The sequence below is a fragment of the Microbaculum marinisediminis genome, from assembly GCF_025397915.1.
GTDB classification, from domain to species: Bacteria; Pseudomonadota; Alphaproteobacteria; order Rhizobiales; family Tepidamorphaceae; genus Microbaculum; species Microbaculum marinisediminis.
The window spans coordinates 21250-39781 of record NZ_JALIDZ010000011.1; the positions used below are offsets into that span (position 1 = coordinate 21250).

The window sequence follows — 18532 nt, forward strand, 5'->3', positions numbered from 1 at the left end:
GCAAGATCCCGTTCCCCAGAGGCCGGTAGCGTTGGGGAAACCAAATACCAAGTCAATTTTTTTATTGAACCATGACAATTGGCGAGCGATTGCCCGCGGCCGGAAACCGTCCGGCTAGATCGCCAGCAGGGCCGGTTCCGGCGGGCTGCGCACCAGCCGCGCGATCACGCTGAGACCGCGTTCGAGTTCCTCTTCGGAGCCGGCTCCCAGACAAATCCGCACCGCGGGATGATGCTGGTCGTCGGAGATCGCGAAATTGCTTCCCGCCGCCACCGCCACGCCGTTGTTGCGGGCGTGGGCCACGAACATGTCCTCGCGCCAGGGGGCGGGCAGCCGCATCCACACATGCATGCCGTTGGGCGAGCCCGTATAGGGGAGCCCGCGCAGCAGACGGGCCGCGATGTCGTTGCGCCGCGACAACTGGGCCTGCTGCCACTGCAACAGCGTCTCCGCCGTTCCGTCGTCGAGCCAGCGGGTGGCGATCTCCGCCATCAGCGGCGTCGCCATCCAGTTGGTCACCAGGTGCCGCGTCCGCGCCGCCGCCACCATCGTGTCCGGAACCACCAGCCATGCGATACGCAGCCCGGGCAGCAGGCACTTCGCCAGGCCGGTAAAATAGAACGTCCGCTCCGGCGCGAGCATGAAAAGCGGCTCCGGCCGGACGGGCTGGATCGGACCCAAGGCATCGTTCTCGACGATCCAGACGTCATGCTGCCGCGCGATCTCGACGATAGCGTGCCGACGCTTCGGCCCCATCATCGCGGCCGTCGGGCCGAGACCGCTCGGAAGCACGAACAGGACCTTCACGGCACCCGTCCTGCACGCCCGGTCGAACGCGTCCGGCACGATGCCTTCGTTGTCCAGGGGCAGGCCGGCCAGGCGCAGTCCCAGCGCGTTGGTCAGCGACTTCAGGGTGTGGTGGCCGATCTCCTCGGAGACGACGAGGTCGCCCGGCAGCGCGGCCGTCATCAGCGCGGTCGTCATCGCCACCGTGTTGCCGTTGGTCGGCAGCACCTGGTCGCGGCGGGTGGTGACCCCGCAACGGGCGAGCCAGCCGAGCGCGGCCTCGCAATGGGCTTCCAATGTCGCGCGCGGCCGGAACGACAGCATCGCGTTGCCGGGCAGGTCGTCGGCCAGGGCCGCGAGCGTGGCGGACATGCGCTCGGAATGGAGATCGCCGGTCACCGGCACCAGCATCGAGCAGTCGATGACGTCGTCGCTGCCGCCGAGGCGATGCCAGGGCATGCGGCTATCCGGACGGCCGGACCTGACGAAGCTGCCGCGCCCAACCTGACCGGAGATCACGCCGAGCCGGCTGAGCTCGTCATAGGCCCGGCTCACCGTCTGAACGCTGACGCCGAGATCGTAGGCGAGCGCGCGATGAGTCGGCAGCCGCACGCCCGGCCGGATTTCGCCCGCCTCGATCGCGTCGATCAGGCTCTGGGCGAGCGAACGGTAGGCGGGGCGCCGCAAACTGTCCTTGTTTGGTGGCCAGATTGTCATGGAACATTATGTGCCTTGAAACGGAACAATTGACAAGCACGGCGGCGAGGCGGTACGTGCGGCCATGCCCATCGCCCTTGATGACCGTGACGTTCGCATCCTGCAGATCCTCTGCCAGGAAGGCCGGATTTCGAAGAGCGAACTGGCCCGGCGCGTCAATCTGTCGGCCACGCCGTGTTGGGAGCGCCTCAAGCGTTTGGAGGCGCAGGGGCTGATCCGCGGCTATCGCGCCGAGATCGCCCTGGCGCGGATCGCGCCGCACGTGACGATCTTCGTGGTGGCCGAACTGGAATCGCATCGCACCGACGACTTCAGGATCTTCGAGCAAGCCATCGCCCGGCGCGACGAGATCATCGCCTGCTGGGCGATCGGCGGCGGCTTCGACTACCTGCTGCAGATCGTGACGACGGACATCAACGCCTATCAGCGCCTCGTCGACGCCCTTCTGGGCGAACGGATCGGCCTGAAGCGCTATTTCACCTATATCGTCACCAAGGACGTGAAGGCCGATGCGGCGCCGCCGCTGGGGCATCTGCTCGGTCGTCAGGACACTTGACCGCTTCGCGGCGGCAATTCGGAAGAATCCTCCTCCGCGACGACCATCTTCAAAAGATCCATCTGCCGAACCCGCACTAGTCTGGTGTGCATGGCCCGCACGACCTGCGGGGCCCCAGGCCTTGCGGCCCCGGAACCGGCGGAGGGATCATGAGCGCGCTTGCAAAGACGACCGACGGAGCCCCGAAAGGGATCGCCCTCGCCGATCCGGCGCTGTTCAAGAGCTTCGCCTATATCGGCAACCGCTGGACCGCAGCCGCCGGCGGCACCGTCCTGTCGGTGACCGATCCCGCCGACGGTGCGCTCGTCGGCGAGGTCGCCTGCCTGTCCTCGGCCGAGAGCGCACGGTCCGTGGACGCGGCCCATGCCGCGTTTCCCGATTGGGCCTCGGCCCTGCCGCAGCACCGCGCACGGCTCCTGCGCCGCTGGTACGAGCTGATGGTCGAGTCCCGCGAGGACCTGGCGCAGATCATGACCGCCGAACAGGGCAAGCCGATCTCGGAGGCGCGCGGCGAAATCGACTACGCCGCCTCCTTCGTCGAGTTCTACGCCGAGGAAGCCAAGCGCCCGAACATCGAAGGCGTCACCTCGCATCTCCCCGACGCCGAGGTCGAGCTCTGGCGCGAGCCGGTGGGCATCGCCGCCCTGATCACGCCCTGGAACTTTCCCTCCGCGATGATCACCCGCAAGGCCGCCGCGGCGCTGGCGGCCGGCTGCACGGTGCTGATACACCCCTCCTCGCAGACGCCGTTCTCGGCGCTGGCGCTGGCCGAACTGGCCGACCGGGCGGGCTTTCCCCCCGGCGTCGTCAACGTGATCACCGGCAACGCGGCCGACATCGTCGCGCCCTGGCTCGACGACCCGCGGGTCCGGGCGCTGTCGTTCACCGGCTCGACGGAGATCGGCAAGCTGCTCTATTCCCGTTCCGCCGCTACGGTGAAGCGGCTGGTGCTGGAGCTCGGCGGCCATGCCCCGTTCCTGGTGTTCGCCGACGCCGATCTCGACCGCGCGGTGGACGAGGCGATCAAGGCGAAGTTCGCCACGACCGGACAGGACTGCCTCGGCGCAAACCGCTTCCTTGTCGAACGCTCGATCTATGACGCCTTCTGCGCCCGCTTCGCCGAGGCGACGATGGCGCTGAGCCTGGGGGCCGGCCGCGACGATCCCGACCTGGGGCCGCTGATGAACGAGGGCGCGGTGCGCAAGCAGGAAGAGCACGTCGCCGACGCCCTGGCGCGCGGCGCGCGCTGCCTCGCCGGCGGCCGGCGCTCGCCCCTCGGCCCGTTGTTCTACGAAGCGACCGTCCTGGCCGACGTCGACCCGGCTTCGCTGGTCTTTCACGAGGAGACCTTCGGCCCGGTCGCCGCCATCGCCCCCTTCGAGACCGAGGACGAGGCGGTGACGCGCGCCAATGCCACCGAATACGGGCTCGTCGCCTATCTGCACACGCAGGATCCCCGGCGCATCTACCGTCTCAGCCGCGCGCTCGACTTCGGCATGGTCGCGGTCAACCGTACCAAGGTCACCGGCGCGCCGATCCCCTTCGGCGGCATGAAACAATCTGGCCTCGCCCGCGAGGGCGCCCGCCACGGGCTCGAGGCATTCACCGACATCAAGTACGTCTGCCGCGACTGGGCCTGAAGCCCGGCCGCAAGATCCGGCCTACCAAGTCCCGGCCACTCAGAAAGGAACACCCGATGCTTACCAACGACATGCTGGCTCTGTGGGATCGCGAGAACTTCTTTCATCCCTCCACCCATCTCGCCCAGCATGCGCGCGGCGAGACGCCGTCCCGCATCATCACCGGCGGCAAGGGCGTGTGGATCGAGGATCGCGACGGCAACAGGCTGCTCGACGCCTTCGCCGGGCTCTACTGCGTCAATGTCGGCTACGGCCGCACCGAGATCACCGATGCCATCGCCGAGCAGGCCAGGGAACTGGCCTACTACCACGCCTATGTCGGCCACGGCACCGAGGCCTCGATCACGCTGTCCAAGATGATCCTCGACCGCGCGCCGGCCGGCATGTCCAAGGTCTATTTCGGCCTCGGCGGCTCGGACGCCAACGAGACCAACGTCAAGCTCGTCTGGTACTACAACAACATCCTCGGCCGGCCGGAGAAGAAGAAGATCATCTCGCGCTGGCGCGGCTATCACGGCTCGGGCCTGATGACCGGATCGCTGACCGGCCTGGGCCTCTTTCACCGGAAGTTCGACCTGCCGCTTTCGCAGGTGATCCACACCGAAGCGCCCTACTACTATCGCCGCGCCGACCTCTCCATGAGCGAGGCCGATTTCGTCGCCCATTGCGTCGCCGAGCTGGAGGCGCTGATCGAGGCGGAAGGCGCCGACACGATCGCCGCCTTCATCGGCGAGCCGGCGCTCGGCACCGGCGGCCTGGTGCCGCCGCCGGCCGGCTACTGGCGGGCGATCCAGGAGGTGTTGGACAGGCACGACATCCTGCTGATCGCCGACGAGGTCGTCACCGGCTTCGGCCGCCTCGGCACGATGTTCGGCTCGGATCACTATGGAATGCGGCCCGACATCATCACCATCGCCAAGGGCCTCACCTCGGCCTACGCGCCGCTGTCGGGCTCGATCGTCGGCGACAAGGTCTGGCAGGTGCTGATGCGGGGCACGGACGAGACCGGTCCGATCGGCCACGGCTGGACCTATTCGGCCCACCCGATCGGCGCGGCCGCCGGCATCGCCAACCTGAACCTGATCGACAGCCTCGGCCTGGTTTCCAATGCCGGCGAGACCGGCGCGTATTTCCTCGCCGCCCTGCGCGACCGTCTCGGCAACCATCCCAATGTCGGCGACATCCGCGGCGAGGGGCTGCTGGCCGCCGTCGAATTCGTCGAAGATCGCGACACGCGCACCTTCTTCGACGCGGTCGACAAGATCGGCCCGAAGGTCGCCGCCGCATTGCTGGCCGAAGGCGTCATCGGCCGGGCCATGCCCGAAGGCGACATCGTCGGCTTCGCCCCGCCGCTCTGCCTCACGCGCGCCGAGGCCGACGAGATCGTCGACAGGATGGCGAAGGCGGTCGACACGGTGTTCTGATCGCGACGGCCGGCCTCAGTCGCCGTCGGCGCGCAGGAAGCCGCCGGCGATACTGGCCTCCATCGCGACCATGTAGGCCTGGGCGGCGTCCATGTGCTCGGCCATGATCGCGCGCGCCGTCTCCGCGTCTTCGGCCCGCAGCGCGCGCATCAGGCGGATCTGGTAGTGCAGCGCGGTGTCGCGCAGCTCGGGATGCGGCGCGTCGTAGATGCGCCGGCAGACCACCATTTCCCGCAACAGCGTCTGCAGGAACCCGCAATAGAGACCGAGCACCGGGTTGGGGCACAGCTCGGCGAGCACGCTGTGAAAGTCGAGCTCGGCCATGCGCTGGGCATACTCCTCCTCGGCCGTCACCGGCGGCGCGTCGTAGAGGCGCATGGTGCGCTCCAGCCGGGTGAAATCGGCCTCGGAGAGATGGCCGGCGACGGAGGCGGCGATCTCGGGCTCCAGTTGGCAGCGCACCGCATAGATGTCGGTGATCGTCGGCGTGCGGAACAAAAAGTAGTTGGACAGAAGCGCCATCGCCCGTTGCGGCGCGATCTCGCTGAGGAACACGCCGCCGCCCGGTCCGGTCCGCGTCCGGATCAGGCCCTGCGATCGCAACGCGCTCAGCGCCTCGCGGATCGAGCCCTTCGAGGCGCGGAACAGATCCATCAGCGCGCGTTCGGCGGGCAGCCGGTCGCCCGGCCGGAGCTGGCGCTCGATGATCATGTCCTTGATCTGCTCGCTGATGCTCTCCTCCCGGCGGCGCCGCGTGGAAACCGCGCCTGGCGGAGTGAGTTCGCTCGTCTTCGTCATGTGGAATCCGCGGGATTGTCTTCGACAAGAGGATACCAGCAGGCGGCGCGCTGCGTATCGTCGCTTGGTGCATCGACCACGGTAAGCGGCGGGCGCTCGTCACGGCATTTCGCCGCCGCGCGCGGGCAGCGTGACGCGAAGGCGCAGCCCGGCGGCGGATTGAGCGGATCGGGCAGTTCCGCCGGTTTCTCCTCCGCCTCGATCCGGCGCGCGCCCGGCGTCGGCGCCGAGCGCATCAGCAGCGCCGTATAGGGGTGGCGCGGATGCGCGTAGAGATCGCGCGCGGAGCCGACCTCGACGATCCGCCCGAAATACATCACCGCCACGCGGTCGCAGACGCTTTCGATCACGCTGAGATCGTGGCTGATGAAGATGTAGGTCAGCCCGAATTCCTGCTTGAGCCGGTCGAGCAGGTTCAGCACCTGCGCCTGCACCGAAACGTCGAGGGCCGACACCGGCTCGTCGAGCACGATCACCCGCGCGTCCGCCGCCAGCGCCCGGGCGATGCCGATGCGCTGTGCCTGTCCGCCTGAGAACTCGTGCGGATAGCGCTCGAGAAACTCCTGGCGCAGGCTGACCACCCGCATCAGCTCCGCAAGCCTCTCCTCCCGCGCCGTCGCATCCAACCCGAGCAGCCGCCGCATCGGCGCCTCCAGGGTCTGGCGGATGGTCTTGCGCGGGTTGAGCGAGGCGACCGGGTCCTGGAACACATACTGGATGTGCCGGGCGAGCGCCCGCGGATCCCGGCCCGCGACCTGCGTCGCGTCACGCCCTTCGAGCCGGATGGTGCCGGCGGTGGGGCGATCCAGGCCGACCAGCATGCGGGCCAGCGTGGACTTGCCGCAGCCGGACTCGCCGACCACACCCAACGTCTCACCTTCCTGGACGGCCAGGTCGGCGCTTTGCACCGCATGAACCGCGGGATGCCGGCCGCCGAACAGCTTGCGCCCGCCACCGAAGACGCGGGTCAGCCCCTTCGCTTCGACCGCGATCGTCATGACGCAAACCTGTAGGGCTTGATGCAGCGCACGGCGCGGCCGTCGGACAGGGTGTCGAGCGATATGTCGCCCTCGCGGCACCGGGGCTCGGCGATCGGACAACGCTCGGCGAAGGCACAGCCCGGCGGAAGGCGATCGACCGGCGGCGGCAGACCCTCGATGGCATCGAGCCGTCGGTCCGGCTGGCCCAGCACCGGCACGCAGTCGATCAGCTTGCGGGTATAGGGATGGGCCGGCGTGTCGAGCACCGCCTGCGTCGGCCCTATTTCGACGATCCGTCCGGCATACATCACCGCGACGCGGTCGCAGAGTTCGGAGACGACGCCGAAGTCGTGGGTGATGAACAGCACGGCAGAGCCCTGCGCGTCCGAAAGCCCGCGCATCAGGTTCAGCACCTGCGCCTGCACCGTCACGTCGAGCGCCGTCGTCGGCTCGTCGGCGATGATCACCTCGGGGTCGTTGGCAAGCGCCATGGCGATGCAGACGCGCTGGCGCATGCCGCCCGACAGCTCGTGCGGATAGGCATCGAAGCGCGCCTTCGCCGACGGGATCTGGACGCGGTCCAGGAGTTCGATCGCCCGCGCCTCGGCCTGTCGACGCGACAACGGCTGATGCGCCCGAAGCGCCTCGACGATCTGCTGGCCGACCGTGAACAGCGGGTGCAGCGTCGTCAGCGGATCCTGGAACACATAGGCGACCCGCCCTCCGCGCAGCCTGCGCAGATCCTCGACGGCTGCGGCAAGCTGGTCTTCGCCGGCGATCGTCACGCGGCCGCCGGTGATCGTGCCCGGCGGCGTCGGCACGAGCCGGAGAAGCGACAGCGCCGTCACCGATTTGCCGGAGCCGGATTCGCCGACGAGACCGAGCCGTTCGCCCGGCGCCAGGTCGAGGTCGACCCCGCCGACGGCCTTGTAGATCCGCGAACCGGTCTGGAACTGCGTGCGCAGCCCTTCGACCGAAAGCACCGCGTCGGCCCCGCGCTTTTCGGGAACAGCTTCGCGTTTCACCGCCGTCGCCGCGCCGGGGGCCGCCAGCGCGCCGGATTTCAGCCGCGGATCGAGAACGTCGCGGATGCCGTCTCCCACGAGATTGATGCTCATGACGAGCACGAAGATCATCAGGCCGGGGATAACGGACACATGCGGCGCCGTGAACAGCAGCTTGCGCCCCTCGCCCAGCATGGACCCGAGATCGGCCTGCGGCGGCTGCGCGCCGAGGCCCAGGAACGAAAGGCCGGCGGTCTCCAGGATCATCCAGCCGACAGTGGTCGACATCGTGACGACGATGGTCGGCAGGACGTTGGGCAGGACGTCGCCGAACAGGATCGCGGGATGCGAGGCGCCGGACAGCCGAGCGGCGTCGACGAATTCGCGGCGCGACAGCCCGAGCGTCAGGCCGCGAATGTTCCGCGCGAAGAACGGGATGTTGACGATGGCGATGGCGTAGAGCGCGTTCAGGAGCCCCGGCCCCAGAACCGCGACGATGCCGAGCGCCAGCAGGATGTAGGGAAACGCCATGACCAGGTCGATGCCGCGCATCAGAACGCTGTCGGTGCGCCCGCCGGCATAGCCCGCCGTCAGCCCGATCAGCGATCCGACGATCGCCGCGATCAGGGTCGCCGACAGGCCGACGACGATGGAAACGCGCGTTCCCCAAAGAAGCCGCGACAGCAGATCGCGGCCGAGATGGTCGGTGCCCAGCAGATGCCCATCGGCGCCGGGCCTGAGAAGCCGCTGGGCGGGATCCGTGATGTCGGGATCGGGCAGCGGCAGGACCGGCGTCAGCAGCGCCAGCACCACGATCAGCGCGAGCACGACGAGCCCGACGGCCGACAGGCGGTTGGTGATCAGGAGCCTGAACGGCGATGGCCGGTCGCCGCGATCGGCGGCCTTCTTGGCCGTGAACGGAAGGGCCACCATCAGCGCAGCCTCGGATCGACGATCGTCTGCGCGACGTCGGCGATGAGGTTGAAGAAGACGTAGCTCGCCGCCACCACCAGGACACCGCCCTGGACGAGCAGCAGGTCGCGCGTCGAAATGGCGTTGACCAGCATCCGCCCGATGCCCGGCCACTGGAACACGGTCTCGATATAGACGGCGCCGCCGAGCACGAAGCCCGCCTGTATGCCGATCACCGGAATGACGGAAACGAGCGCCGCCTTGAAGGCGTGGCGGTAGATCACCCGCCGCTCCGAAACGCCCTTGGCCCGGGCGGTCCGAATGTAGTCCTGGCGCAGTACCTCGAGCATGGCGGCGCGGGTCAGCCGGGCGATCACCGCCGTGGCCACCACCGCCAGCGTCACCGCCGGCATGACAAGGTGCTTGAGGAGATCGAGCGGCCCGCCGCCGCCATATATGGCGAACATGCCCGACGCCGGCAGCCATTGCAGCTCGACGGCGAACAGCATGATCAGCAACAGGCCGAGCCAGAACGACGGCGTCGAGATGCCGATCAGGACGAGGAAGGTGACGATCCGGTCGGTCCAGCCGAACTGGCGCACGGCGGCGGCGATGCCGGCGATCAGGCCGAAGATCGAACACAGAATGAGAGAGGCCCCGGCGAGGACCAGCGTCGCGCCGAAGCGCTCGAACACCTCGTCGGCGACCGGACGATTGAGGGCATAGCTGCGGCCCATGTCGCCCTGCAGGAGATTGCCCAGCCAGATGACGTACTGCTCGACCAGCGGTCTATCGAGACCGAGCTGCCGGTTGAGCCGTTCGACGTTCTCCGGCGTCGCGTAGCTCCCCAGGATCGCAGTGGCCGGATCGCCCGGGATCAGGGCCATCATTCCGAAGACGATGACCGAGAGCCCGAGCAGGATCGGCACCGTCGCGATCAGGCGTTTGCCGATATAGATCCACATCCGCCCGGACCGCGCGGCTTCAGTTCTTCTGCACGTCGTGCAGCAGCAGGAAGAACGAGGGCTGCAGCGCGAAATCGGCGACGCGCGCGCTGGTCACCGCGTTCTGTTTCCAGTTCGCGATGAAGGCCCACGGCGCATCGTCGCGGACGATCTCCTGCATCTTCTTGTAGAGCACCGCCCGCTTGGCCTGATCGGTCTCGCGGCGGGCTTCCTCCAGAAGCGTGTCGACCTCCGGATTGGAATAGTAGCCCGAGTTGAAACCGCCCTCGTCGGGGAAGGCACCGGTGCGCAAGGCCAGATAGGGCAGCGTATCCGGGTCGTTGGTCATCCAGGCCATTTCGGCCATGTCGGCCTTGCCTTCGAGACCCGGATTGACCTTTCCGAGGAAGGTGTTCCACTCGTAGGTCTCGATCTTGGCGTTGAGCCCGACCTCGGCGAGATCGGCCTGGATCGCCGCGCCCATGGCGACGGGATCGAGCATGCCCGAGCCGCCCTCGGTGACATAGAAGGTGAGGTCGGCGTTCTCGGCTCCGGCCTCCTTGAGCAGGTCCCTGGCCTTGTCGGGATCGTGCGGATACGGCTGAAGCGCCTCGTTATAGGCCCAGGCGAAGGCCGGCGGCGTCGGGCCCGCGGCGACTTCTGCGGTGCCCTGAAGCACGTTCTCGACCAGCGCCGTCTTGTCGATCGCGTAGTTTACCGCCTGGCGCACGCGCTTGTCGGCCATCGGGCCTTCCTTGGCGTTCAGGATCAGGAACCAGAGATGCGGTCCGGCCTGCTCGTAGACATTGAAGTTGGCGTCGTTGGCGAAGGTCGCCAGATTGTCCGGCGGCACCTCGACCATCACGTCGATGCCGACCGACAGCATCTCGGCGACACGGGTATTGGCGTCGGTGATCGGGCGGAACACGACGGCCTGCAGGCTCGGCGCGCCGTCCCAGTAGTCGGCGTTGGCCTCGACCACGACCTTGGCGTTCGATTCCCATTCGGCGAACTTGAACGGCCCGGTCCCGGACGGGTGCCGGCCGAATTCCTTGCCATGCGCCTTCACCGCCTCCGGCGAGACGATCAGGCCGGTGGGATAGGCCAGGTTGGACAGGAACGGCGCGTACGGATCCTTCAGATGGAACACCACCGTGTTGTCGTCCGGCGCCTCGACGGAGTCCACCGCGGAGAAGAAGAAGCTCAGCGGGAACGGCCCGGTGTCGTGGAAGGGATGGCTCTCGTCCAGCATCCGGTCGAAATTGAACTTGACCGCCTCGGCGTTCAGCGGCGTGCCGTCGTGGAACGTGACGCCGTCGCGCAACGTGAACGTATAGGTCTTGGCGTCCTCGCTGATCTCCCATGCGGTGGCGAGGGCCGGCTCGACCTCCAGCGTGCCGGACTTGTAGCGCACCAGCCCGTCATAGAGGTTCATCAGGATCCGGAAGTCGTTGACGGCCGTGACGGCATGCGGATCCAGCGACTTCGGCTCGGCGATCTGGGCGACGACCAGGACGCCGGGCGGCGTCTGGGCGGATGCCCCGCCGGCCAAGGCGGCAAGCGCGATTGCCGCCGCGGCGGCAATCCGGCGGACATGGGAAAGCATGGACGGTCCTCCTGTCGGTGTTCTGTTCCCCGTTGGACTGCCGGCAATTATTCATGATAAATGCGCTATAGTCAAAAATTGATCATGATAATTACAGAGGACCGGGAACGGGCTCACATGGGACAGGCTTACCGATTGAAACCATGAGCAAATCCGCAATAGACGCACTAGCGATCGACCTCGACCGCCTGGAATCCGATATCGAGGCCGTCAACGGGATCGGCCGCGTCGCGGGACAACCGGGCATCAACCGGGTCAGTTTCTCCGATGCCGACATGGCCGGGCGCCGGTGGCTGATGGGCCGCATGGAAGAGGCCGGCCTCGAGGCGCGCATGGACGCGGTCGGCAACGTGTTCGGCCGTTGGAATTGCGGGTCCGGACCGGTGGTCATGGCCGGATCGCATCTCGACACCGTGCCCCAGGGTGGCCCGCTGGACGGCACCCTCGGGGTCTGTGCCGCGCTCGAAGCGGTGCGGGCGATGAAGGGCGCCGGCATCGCTCCCGCCCGGCCGGTCGAGGTGGTCTGCACCGCCGACGAGGAAGGACGGTTCGGCGGCATGCTCGGCAGCCAGGCGATCTGCGGCGAGGTCGGGCCGGACTGGATCGCCCGGGCCGTCGACGATAGCGGCCTGCGGCTTGCCGAAGCGATGCGGATGCAGGGGCTCGACCCCGAAGCCGCCGTCGCCCGGGACGCCTCGGACATCGCCGTCTTTTTGGAGCTTCACATCGAGCAGGGCCCGGTGCTCGCGCGCGCCGGCGTTCCCATCGGCATCGTCGATGCGATATCGGGCGTGTTCAACTGGACGGTGACGCTGACCGGCGAGGCGAACCATTCGGGCACGACGCCGATGGACGGTCGCCGCGACGCATTTCGCGGCCTCGCCGATTTCGGCGCCGCCATCCCGGCCATCCTGGCGCACGTCGGCGGCCCGGACACCCGCCTGACCGTCGGCAAGGTGGCGCTCGATCCGAATTTTCCGCACAGCATCGCCGGGGCCGCCGTCTTTTCGGTGATCGGCCGCGACGTCGACGAGGCCGTGATGCGCGACCTCGCCGGCGCCTGCCGCGCGGAGATATTGGAGGCCGCCGACCGCAACGGCCTGGGCAGCGACATCGCCGAGCAAAGCTGGCTGCCGCCGACACGCCTCCACGACGAGGTCGCCGGGAGGCTCATCGAGATCGCCCGGCGATCGGGACTGGAGGCCCGGATGATGGCGTCCGGCGCCGGCCATGACGTTCAGACCTTCGCACACCACTGCCCCGCCGGGCTCATCTTCGTTCCCTCCATCGGCGGCATCAGCCACGCGCCCGCCGAATGGACCGACTGGGCGGACATCGAGCGCGGCGCCAATGTGCTGACCCGCGCGATCGCCGCGTTCGCGACATGACTGCGAGAGGATCGGCGCGGCCTAGATGTCCTGGCTAGGCCGGGACCAAGAGATCCTCGATCATCGTCGTTGTCAGACGCGCGCCGCGGAAATCGGGCGCGGCGAGGACGCGGCGGAGAAACTCGACATTCGTCGAAACGCCCACGATGCGCACGGCTTCGAGGGCGGTGTCCAGACGGGCGATCGCACTGGCCCGGTCCGGCCCGAAGGCGATGACCTTCGCGATCATCGGATCGTAGAACGGGGTGATGGTGTCGCCCGACCGGACGGCATGGTCGATCCGCAGACCGCCTCGCTCTTCCGGCCAGGACACGGTCTCGATCGTGCCGGGGGACGGGAGGAAGTTCTTCTCCGGTCGCTCGGCGTAGATACGGGCCTCGACGGCGTGGCCCGTCTGCACGATCGCGTCCTGATCGATCGGGTCGCGATGTCCGCCGGCCTGTTCGATCTGCCAGCGGACCAGATCGATGCCCGTCGTCATCTCCGTGGCCGGGTGCTCCACCTGGATACGCGTGTTCATCTCGAGGAAGGAGAAGTCCCCCCGGTCCACGTCATAGATGAACTCCACGGTCCCCGCCCCGGCATAGGAAGCCGCGGCGGCGAGCTGAACGGCCGCCGCCCGCATCGCCGCGCGCACAGGGTCGGGCAGGTCGGGGGCGGGCGCTTCCTCGATCACCTTCTGGAACCGGCGCTGAACGGAACAGTCGCGGTCGAACAGATGCACAGCGGTCGCGTCGCCGAAGCCGAAGACCTGCACCTCGACATGTCTGGCTCTGCCGACGAACCGCTCCAGGTAGACCGTCCCATCGCCGAACAGCCGTTCGGCCATGGACTGGGTCTTGGCGACCACATCACGCAGGGCGGTCGCATCATCGGCGCGGCGCATGCCGATTCCGCCGCCGCCGCAAGCGGCCTTCACGAGAACCGGATACCCGATTTCAGCGGCCGCCTCCTCGATCCCGTCAAGGTCCCCGATCGCGAAACGGCGGCTCCCGGACAGCACCGGAACCCCGGCATCGCGCGCCAGCGTGCGCGCCTTCTCCTTGTCGCCCATCTGCTCGATGACACCGGCGTCGGGGCCGACCCAGATGAGACCCGCCGCCGTCACGGCGCGCGCGAAGTCCGGGGATTCCGACAGGAATCCGTATCCCGGATGAATTGCATCGGCAGCCGTCTTGCCGGCGATGTCGATGATCGTGTCGCCCCGCAGGTAGCTGTCGCGCGCCGGCGCCGGGCCAACGAGGTGGGCTTCGTCGGCCATCGAGACGTGGGCCGCGCCCGCATCCGCCTCCGAATAGATCGCAACGGTTCTGATCCCCATCTGGCGACAGGTGGCGATGATGCGGCAAGCAATCTCTCCGCGGTTGGCGACGAGAAGCGTCCTGATCTCTGGCATGGTGTCTCCTTTGGAACGGGTCGGCAGGTTGTGGGTCAGGCGATCGTGCGATTGAGCAGCGCAAGGACGAGCGCGCCGAGCGTCGCGAAGATCAAGGCAACGAGAATGTTGCGCCCGAAGATGAGCTGGCTGCGCGGCACCTCGCCAAGCGACATGGTGACCATCAGCAGAAGGCCCGAGAACGACAGCATCGCCGACGCGCTCCAGCCGACGAGGGTGGCGCCCATCAGCGCAAGATCGCTGACGCCGGTGTTCTGACCGGAGAAGACAGCAAGCATCAGGGACGCCGAAACAATGGGATGCACGCTCAGCATGCCCGCCCCGATCATGCCGAGGGGAACGATGAACAGGATCAGCAGGCCGGGCAGGTGGGCGAGCCCCGAAGCGGCGACGGCGTCCGAGACGGCGGGGCTCGACCGCACGACGAGCCCCAGCATGAAGGCGAGCGCGAGGATGCCGACCTCGGCCCCGATGTTGCGGATCCGCTGCGCCGTGTAGCGAAGCACGTCGGGGATCTGACGCGCGCCGTCCCGCACGGTTTGCGCCCGCGTCACGACCAGCAGCGCACAGAGCGGCGGCATCGTCACGCAGGCGGCCGCCAGGGTCGAGAGGTCGCCGGAGAGGCGCAAGAGCACGACGGCCAGGCCCGCTGTCGCGATCAGCGGCACGAAGCCGCGCAGCGCGGCGGCGGCACGGGCGGCCGTCCGCAGGGGCTTTGGGGTTCGAAGCAATACGAGGGTGATGGCGAGGCCCAGGGCGGACAGGCCAAGGCCCATGAGGATCGCGGCCCAGAGCGGCACGTTCGGCAGAAAGCTGCTGACGACCGCCATGGCCACGAAGAACGGCGACCAGGTCAACGCCAGCGCGGTCCCCGCCACAACCGATACGGCGTCGTTGCGCCGCAACGATGGTTGTGACTTGTCCGCGAAGACCGGCGACAGGACGGCCACGGCCCCGACCGTCAAAACGCTTCCAAGAAGATTGGAGCCGACCAGCAGCCACGCCGGCCGAGACCCGGGATCGGCGTCCGCGAGCAGGTCCCGAAAGCGCCGTACCCTTTGATCGCTTTCGGCCACCGAGCGCAGGAGATGCGCCGACGGAACAAAGGCTGCCAGGACAAGCGTCTGCGAAAACGCCTCTGGAATGGCGGCCAGCCGCCCGTCGACCATCGCCACGCCCGTGGCCGCCGCCAGGATCATCAGCGCGAGGATTCGGTTCGCCGGCCTGGCGGTTGCGAGGCTCGCGACAAGGTAGACCGCCAGGACCGCGCCGCCGATCGTGGTCAGGATGCTCCGCCCGACCAAGGCATCGATCAGCGCGATCGGCCAGATCAGCAGAATGAGGCGGCCCATCGCCACCTACGCCCGTACGGACGGGCTGCCGTCTTCCGACACCTTCGCTCGCGCGATCTGCAGGCGTTGCACGACCATGAGGCCGAGCAGCGCACCGATGGCGATAACATCGGCGAGCCAGTTACCGGATGCGACGGCAACGCCGATGACAAACAGGCCGGCCGCTACCGGCCAGGGGATCGGCCGCAGGTAATATCGTCCCGTCGCGATCGCCAGCAGCATGGAGGCCACCAGCCCCATGATCCCGGCCCAGACGATCTCGGTCGGGTCCCCTTTCAGAAGCACCGCTTCGCGGAACACGAAGAAGAACGGCAGGATGTACTTCATCGCGGCGAGCTTCACGGCGGCAAGACAGATCGGCCACCAATGGGTCTTCGCGATGACCGCCGCCGCGAACACGGCGGTGCACACCGGCGGGGTCAGAGCGGACAGGAGCGCCGAATAGAAGACGAAGAAATGCGCGATCATCGGCTCGAGCCCCAGCTCGATCAGAGCGGGCGCCACGACCGCGGCGGCGAGAAGGTAGGCCGCCGTCGTCGGCATCCCCATCCCCAGGATCAGGGAGACGATCATCGCGAAGATCGTCCCGACGAGGAGGCCGCTGGAGGCCTCTACCCCCATGATGCTTTCGCTCAGCTTGATCCCGACGCCGGTAAGCCCGATCAGCGACAGGACGATCTGCGCGCAGACAAGCAGAGCGAGGATGCTGACGATGCTCCCGGCTGCGAGAAGCGCCCCGTCGAGAAGCGCCCGAAACCGGTCCCGCTGCTCTTTCAGATCGAAACCGCCGAAAACGATGAACAGGACGACATTCGTGACGATGCCATAGAACGCCGCGAGGCTTGGCGTGCGCCCGGCAAACATGGCCCCGAGCGTCACCGTCAGCGTGAGGGCGAGCGGGAGAATCCGCGCCGGCACCAGCACTTCGCGCCAGGACGGCATATCGGCGTCGTCGAATGGCTTCATGTCCTCGCGCCGCGCCTCGATCTCCACCGAGAACCAGACGCAGGCGAAGAACAGCAGGGCGGGAATGATCGCGGCGTAGACGACGTCGAGATACGGAATGCCCAGAAGCTCCGCCATGACGAAGGCGCCCGCACCCATGATCGGCGGCGTGAGCTGTCCGCCGGAAGACGCCGTCGCCTCCACTGCGCCCGCGAAGCTTGGCCGGTAGCCAAGTCGTTTCATCGCGGGAATCGTGAAATTGCCGGTCGTCGCGACGTTCGCGACAGCCGCGCCGTTCAGCATGCCGAACAGCGCGCTGGAGACGGTCGCCACCTTCGCCGCCCCGCCCGGCTTGCGCCCGGCGACCAGCAGGGCGATGTCCATGAAGCTCTGTGCGCCGCCGGTGGCCAGAAGCACCGAGCCGAAGATGATGAAGATCGCGATCAGGTTTGCCGACAGGCCGGTCACCATGCCCCAGATCCCCTCGGTCCCGAGAAACAGGTACTCGACGAGATAGGACACGGAGAAACCGGTGTGCCCCCAGGATCCCTGGATCAGATCGCCCAGAAGGGCGTAGGCGAGCGCCAGCACGGCGAGGATCGGCAACGCCGGGCCGGTCGTCTGATAGGCGGCGACAAGAATCAGAAGGATGATGGCGAATGCCGCGCCGATTTCGAATGGCGTGGCGATGATGCCGAAGGATTCGGTGATCCTCTGTTCCTGAGACAGGATGTAGATGCAGATCGCCCCGGCAAGCGCGGCGCCGGCCAAGCGCAGGACCAATCCGAAACGGCTCGCAAACACCCCGTCGGCCCGATTGCCGATGCGGCCGAACGACAGGTAGGCGATCATCAGGCCAAGGCCGACATGCGCCGAGCGCTGCACCAGCGGCTGGAACTGGCCGAAACCTGCCGTGTATACGTGGAAGGCAATCAGCAGAAGGCTCAGGACGAGCAGTGCCTTGCCCACAGCGCTCTCGGCGCCGGATTTTGCGGTGTCCGCCGGTCCGGTCTCTGCGAGATCGGTCATGGTCTGATCTACTTTCGATAACGCGTTGAAAGGAGCGGCCCCCGAATCCGGGGGCCGCACTTCAATCACTTCATCTCAGGCGGGATCAGGGCATCCGGAACGTCGATGCCGCGCGACTGGTAGAACTTCACGGCACCGGCATGAAGCGGGATGTTGATCAGGTCCACGCTGTCCTGCAGCACGTCGATATCGCCGAATCCGGGGAACGCGTTGGTCTGCACGTCCGGATTGTCTGCGATGGCCGCGAGTAGTTTCATGACCTGCTCCTCGCTCATCGCGTCGCTGGTGGTGAACTGGCCGATCACCTGAACCGGAACGGTAAACGCGGGGAAATCCTCGACCTCGCCGTCGTCGTAGGAGGCAAAGCTGATGAACGGCAGCGCCTCCTGCACCTTGGCTTTCTCGTCCTCGGTGAAGCTGAGCATCCGGATCGGTGTGAAGGCCCTAAGCTCCATGGTCGTCCCGTCGATCGTTCCGGCCCCGCCCGCCTTGACGTAACCGATCGAGCGCCCGTCCTTCACGGCATCGACGGCATCGCTCAGGGTCAGCCGCTGCATGTCCGGCTGGACGCCCAGCACTTCCAGCATCTGGATGGAGAGCTGCTCGGTGGCCGAGCCGCGCTGGCCCGGCGTGAAGGGTTTGCCCGCGAGTTCCGGAAGGCTGGTAACGCCGCTATCCTCGCGGACGACCCAGGCTTGCGTGGCCGGGGAGTGGACCCACAGACCGCGGAGGTTCGGCATCGCCTTGCCCTCGAACTTCCCGATGCCCTTGTAGGCCTGATAGATCGTCGCGTAGGTCCCCAGCCCCATGTCGATCTGATCCCTGGCGAGCCGCGCCAGGTTGTCGACCGCACCGCCGGTGACGATGACGGTCACATCGAGATCGTCTTCGTTGTCGTTGATCGCCTTGGCGGCCGCGACCGCGTAGGTGTAGTGAACCGAGCTCTGCGCGGTCGAGCCGAACGCGAGCCGGTCTTGCGCCATGGCCTGCGTCGCCATGCCGGCTGCGAGCGCGAGTGACGCCGACAGCGCCAAAGTCCGTGTATTGAACATCGT

14 protein-coding genes are annotated in these 18532 nt (G+C 67.5%); 4 read left to right on the forward strand and 10 right to left on the reverse strand.

Annotation, left to right across the window (positions count from 1 at the left end; genetic code table 11):
• Positions 1-114 precede the first annotated feature (114 nt).
• Positions 115-1503, reverse strand: a complete 1389-nt coding sequence (ehuR, locus tag MUB46_RS20245) for a MocR-like ectoine utilization transcription factor EhuR (RefSeq protein ID WP_261617784.1) — start codon at positions 1501-1503, stop codon at positions 115-117.
• A gap of 64 nt (positions 1504-1567) precedes the next feature.
• Here ehuR and MUB46_RS20250 point away from each other — a divergent pair, with 64 nt between their 5' ends.
• The 3 genes from MUB46_RS20250 (at position 1568) to MUB46_RS20260 (ending at position 5123) form a co-directional block, all read left to right on the forward strand.
• Positions 1568-2059, forward strand: a complete 492-nt coding sequence (locus MUB46_RS20250; RefSeq protein WP_261617785.1) for an Lrp/AsnC family transcriptional regulator — start codon at positions 1568-1570, stop codon at positions 2057-2059.
• A gap of 149 nt (positions 2060-2208) precedes the next feature.
• Positions 2209-3699, forward strand: a complete 1491-nt coding sequence (locus MUB46_RS20255) for an NAD-dependent succinate-semialdehyde dehydrogenase (protein ID WP_261617786.1) — start codon at positions 2209-2211, stop codon at positions 3697-3699.
• Between the two features lie 56 nt (positions 3700-3755).
• Positions 3756-5123: an aspartate aminotransferase family protein gene (locus MUB46_RS20260; protein ID WP_261617787.1), complete on the forward strand. Its 1368-nt coding sequence runs from the start codon at positions 3756-3758 to the stop codon at positions 5121-5123.
• Between the two features lie 15 nt (positions 5124-5138).
• Here the strand turns inward: MUB46_RS20260 and MUB46_RS20265 are convergent, their stop codons facing one another.
• Genes MUB46_RS20265 through MUB46_RS20285 form a run of 5 tightly spaced genes read right to left on the reverse strand, consistent with a single transcriptional unit; the run spans position 5139 to position 11367 of the window.
• On the reverse strand, positions 5139-5921 hold the full coding sequence (locus MUB46_RS20265; RefSeq protein ID WP_261617788.1) for a FadR/GntR family transcriptional regulator: 783 nt from the start codon (positions 5919-5921) through the stop codon (positions 5139-5141).
• Entirely contained in the window at positions 5918-6919 is a 1002-nt protein-coding gene (locus tag MUB46_RS20270; RefSeq protein WP_261617789.1) for an ABC transporter ATP-binding protein, read from the reverse strand. Before MUB46_RS20270 ends, MUB46_RS20265 begins: the two co-directional genes overlap by 4 nt.
• The gene (locus tag MUB46_RS20275) at positions 6916-8838 is read right to left on the reverse strand and encodes a dipeptide/oligopeptide/nickel ABC transporter permease/ATP-binding protein (RefSeq protein WP_261617790.1); all 1923 of its coding nucleotides are present in this window, start codon (positions 8836-8838) and stop codon (positions 6916-6918) included. Before MUB46_RS20275 ends, MUB46_RS20270 begins: the two co-directional genes overlap by 4 nt.
• Entirely contained in the window at positions 8838-9782 is a 945-nt protein-coding gene (locus MUB46_RS20280; RefSeq protein ID WP_261617791.1) for an ABC transporter permease, read from the reverse strand. The genes MUB46_RS20275 and MUB46_RS20280 overlap by 1 nt, the downstream gene beginning before the upstream one ends.
• A 19-nt stretch (positions 9783-9801) precedes the next feature.
• On the reverse strand, positions 9802-11367 hold the full coding sequence (locus MUB46_RS20285) for an ABC transporter substrate-binding protein (protein ID WP_261617792.1): 1566 nt from the start codon (positions 11365-11367) through the stop codon (positions 9802-9804).
• Positions 11368-11510: 143 nt separating this feature from the next.
• On the opposite strand from MUB46_RS20285, the gene MUB46_RS20290 reads away from it, so the two are divergent.
• Positions 11511-12755, forward strand: a complete 1245-nt coding sequence (locus MUB46_RS20290) for a Zn-dependent hydrolase (RefSeq protein ID WP_261617793.1) — start codon at positions 11511-11513, stop codon at positions 12753-12755.
• A 34-nt stretch (positions 12756-12789) separates the two neighbouring features.
• Here the strand turns inward: MUB46_RS20290 and MUB46_RS20295 are convergent, their stop codons facing one another.
• From MUB46_RS20295 to MUB46_RS20310, 4 genes are all read right to left on the reverse strand, one after another.
• Positions 12790-14151 carry an acetyl-CoA carboxylase biotin carboxylase subunit gene (locus MUB46_RS20295; protein ID WP_261617794.1) on the reverse strand — a complete coding sequence of 454 codons (1362 nt, stop codon included), beginning with the start codon at positions 14149-14151 and terminating at the stop codon, positions 12790-12792.
• 35 nt (positions 14152-14186) lie between these two features.
• The gene (locus MUB46_RS20300; RefSeq protein WP_261617795.1) at positions 14187-15503 is read right to left on the reverse strand and encodes a hypothetical protein; all 1317 of its coding nucleotides are present in this window, start codon (positions 15501-15503) and stop codon (positions 14187-14189) included.
• Between the two features lie 6 nt (positions 15504-15509).
• Positions 15510-17477: a TRAP transporter permease gene (locus MUB46_RS20305; protein ID WP_261617796.1), complete on the reverse strand. Its 1968-nt coding sequence runs from the start codon at positions 17475-17477 to the stop codon at positions 15510-15512.
• A 65-nt stretch (positions 17478-17542) separates the two neighbouring features.
• Positions 17543-18529: a TAXI family TRAP transporter solute-binding subunit gene (locus tag MUB46_RS20310; RefSeq protein WP_261617797.1), complete on the reverse strand. Its 987-nt coding sequence runs from the start codon at positions 18527-18529 to the stop codon at positions 17543-17545.
• Between the last annotated feature and the right edge of the window lie 3 nt (positions 18530-18532).